Consider the following 3,088-nt stretch of genomic DNA (forward strand, 5'->3'; position numbering starts at 1 on the left):
CGCCCCGCCACGGGCTGCCCCACCGCCGTAGCCCTCAGGTGCGGCCGGGCCAACCGCCTAGCCCTCGGACAAGCGCTGGAGCCACATTCCCCAATGAGCGTGATGTCTGTGAGTCATCACTATGACTCACAGACATCACGCTCATTGAAGTACGGCCCGCCATCCGCCGGCTCACGGGCCCGGCGATTCTCGGGTCCGGATCGGCGGGAAGTCGCCGACCCGCCGTAGCGGGACCGCGGACATCTCGCCCTTGGTCCACCATGCCGGGATGTCATCCACTCGCCTTGTCACCCTTCTCGGCGCTGCCGTGCGGCATCAACGACACCTGCGCGACCTGAGCCAGCGCCAGTTGGCCGCGCTCGCCGCGGTCGACCAGGCAGCGGTGGCCCGGTTCGAACGTGGTGAGCGAGCGCCGACCGTCCCGGTGCTGGAACGGTTGCTCGCCGCGATGGATGTGCAGTTGGTCATCGGGGTTGAGCCGCTGGACGCGCACCTCGACGCCCGGATCGACGACCTGGCCGCCCGGCCGATCGCGGAGCGGATCGACGGGCTGAATTTGAATCGGTTGCTGGATCGGCTCACCGACTTTCCGCAGGTGATCACCGGGTGTGCCGCAGCGCTGTTGCAGGGAGCCCCGGTGCCGGTCGACGCGCTGGAGATCGCCCTGCGCTGGCAGGACGCCAAACTTTTCACCCGCTGGCTGGAGACGAACTACGGCCAGCGGTGGAACGCTCGCTGGGGTGAGTTCGGCGGCGTGTGGTTGGAGCCTGAGGAGCCGGGCGAACAGGCCGCCAGGCGAGCAGCAGGACGTCGACGGGCGGCTCAGCCGGCGGTGCGCTCCCAGTCGATGGTGGGCAGGCCGGCGTCGGCGAGCGCCTTGTTGGCGGCGCTGAACGGGCGACTGCCGAGGAAGCCCCGCGGGTTCATCGGGCTGGGGTGGCCCGCCTCCAGCACCACGTGCTGCGGATTGGTGACCAGCGCGGCCTTCTTACGGGCGTAGCCACCCCAGAGCAGGAAGACCACCCGCTCCGGTGCCGCGTCGAGTGCCCGAATTGTCGCGTCGGTGAACTCTTCCCAGCCGGCGTTCGCGTGCGAGCCAGGGGTGGCCTGCCGGACGGTCAGCACCGCGTTGAGTAGCAGCACACCCTGGGCAGCCCAACCGTTGAGGTTGCCGCCGCGCGGCTTGGGAACGCCCACGTCCTCGCCCAGCTCCTTGAAGACGTTGCGCAGCGACGGCGGCACCGTCACACCGTCGCGGACACTGAAGCTCAACCCGTGCGCCTGCCCGGCCCGGTGGTAAGGATCCTGCCCGAGGATCAGCACCCGGGTGCCCTGCGGCGAGCAGAGCCGGTAGGCCGAGAACAGATCCTCCAGCGGCGGGAAGACGGTCTGCGTGGCGTATTCCCGGGCGACGAACTCGCCCAGCGCGGCGGTGCGGGCCGGATCGAGGTGCGGGGTGAGCACGGCACGCCACTGCTCCGGCAGCAGGGCCAGCAGATCCAGGGCGGGAGCGTCGTCGGGCATCAGAAACCTCTCACAGCGCGGGTCGGTCTCCCGCACTCTAGGCATCGGGTACGACAGCCGCCGACCTAGCCCAGGTCGGCGAGCCGCCGTGCCCAGTCACCGCCGATCGGGTCCAGCTCGACGATGCGGGTGTCGTCGTCGCGGCGGTCGATGCGAACCCGCAGGTGCGCGTCCACCAACTGCTCCACCAGGCCCTCGCCCCACTCCACCACGGTCACCGAATCGTCAACCGACGCGTCGAGGTCCAGGTCATCGATCTCGGCGCGCGGATCGGTGGCGGCACCCAACCGGTACGCGTCGGCGTGCACCAGTGCCACCCGGCCGCCCCGGGCCGGATCGGGACGGTGCACCCGGGCGATCACGAAGGTCGGCGACGTGATGTCCCCGAGGACACCGAGCCCGGCGCCGATGCCCTGGGTGAGCGCGGTCTTGCCGGCACCCAACGGGCCGGTCAACAGCACCAGGTCGCCGGCGCGCAGCAGCCCGGCCAGCCGCCGACCGAAGTCCCGAGTGTCCTCGACGGCCGGCAGCTTGACGACGTGACTCACCGTTCCTCCCCGCTCTGCAATGACTCCAGGAACCGCGCCAGGGCGGCGTTGACCTCGTCCGCGTGCTCCAACATCACCACGTGCCCACTGTCCTTGATCTTCACGAACTCGGCGTGCGGCAGCCGGCGGACGATCTCCTCGGAGTGGGTGACCGGGGTGATCATGTCCTTGTCGCCGACAACCACCAGCACCGGAGTCGCCGCCAGCGCCGCCAGCGCCGGAAAGCGCGAGTGGGTCGCCAGGGTCCGCAGGTAGCGGGTCACCGTGTCGGCCGACGTCCGGGAGTTCATCGCCTCCACGTAGGACACCAGCGACGGGCTGGGCTTACGGGTGCCGAAACCGTATTTGCGGGTCAACAGCCAGGCCACGTTCGACGTCGACTTGCGGGCCTTGTCAATCACCGGCCCGCCGTACCGGGTGGCGTTGCTGACCATGTAGAGCACCGGGCCACCGACCCGGCCGAGCAGCGCGGGCGCGACCAGCTTTGTTTCCGCGATGAGCCCGCCCGACGTGGCCATCAGAACGGTGCCCACCACCCGGTCGCCGAACAGCTCCGGGAACAACTCGGCGAACGCCATGATGGTCATGCCGCCCATCGAGTGGCCAACCAGCACCAGCGGCCCGTCCGGGGCGGTTCGGTCGATCACCTGGCGCAGCGTCCGGCCGAGCACCGTGAGGTCGTACTCCCCGGTCTCCAACCGGCCGGACCGGCCGTGACCGGGCTGGTCGTACGCCACGATCCGGTAGTCGCCCCGGGCGGCGAGCATCTGGCGCTGGAAGTGGAACGTCCCCATGTCCAGGCAGAAGCCGTGCACCAGCACCACCGTCGGGCGCCCCGGCACCGGTCGGGTCGGCTCGACCACCTCGACGTGGATGTCCGTGCCGTCCGGCAGCTCCAGGCGGAACGCCTCGTCGTACCGCTGCTCGTCGAACGTCTCGTGCGCGTAGCGGTCGGCCGGGTCGGCCTTGAGCCGGCGGACCAGGGTCCGCGGGGTCGCCACCCCAGCCGCCAGGCC

At 70.3% G+C, this 3,088-nt stretch carries 3 protein-coding genes and 1 pseudogene; 1 reads left to right on the forward strand and 3 read right to left on the reverse strand.

All coding sequences use genetic code 11. From position 1 onward, the window contains the following. Nucleotides 1-268: 268 nt before the first annotated feature. A pseudogene (locus DLJ59_RS37750) lies at nt 269-451 on the forward strand (helix-turn-helix domain-containing protein); the annotation flags it as partial. Nucleotides 452-822: 371 nt separating this feature from the next. Here the strand turns inward: DLJ59_RS37750 and ung are convergent. The 3 genes from ung to DLJ59_RS32815 all read right to left on the reverse strand — a co-directional run. Then, on the reverse strand, nt 823-1,524 hold the full coding sequence (gene ung, locus DLJ59_RS32805; RefSeq protein ID WP_124777953.1) for a uracil-DNA glycosylase: 702 nt from the start codon (nt 1,522-1,524) through the stop codon (nt 823-825). A 65-nt stretch (nt 1,525-1,589) separates the two neighbouring features. After that, nucleotides 1,590-2,072 (reverse strand): tRNA (adenosine(37)-N6)-threonylcarbamoyltransferase complex ATPase subunit type 1 TsaE, encoded by a 483-nt coding sequence (gene tsaE / locus DLJ59_RS32810; protein ID WP_124777954.1) that lies wholly within the window; start codon nt 2,070-2,072, stop codon nt 1,590-1,592. After that, on the reverse strand, nt 2,069-3,088 hold a 1,020-nt coding region (locus DLJ59_RS32815), incomplete at its 5' end, for an alpha/beta fold hydrolase (protein WP_148096991.1). The genes tsaE and DLJ59_RS32815, both read right to left, overlap by 4 nt.

Origin of the sequence: Micromonospora inaquosa, assembly GCF_003857055.1 — a bacterium.
GTDB lineage: Bacteria > Actinomycetota > Actinomycetes > Mycobacteriales > Micromonosporaceae > Micromonospora > Micromonospora inaquosa.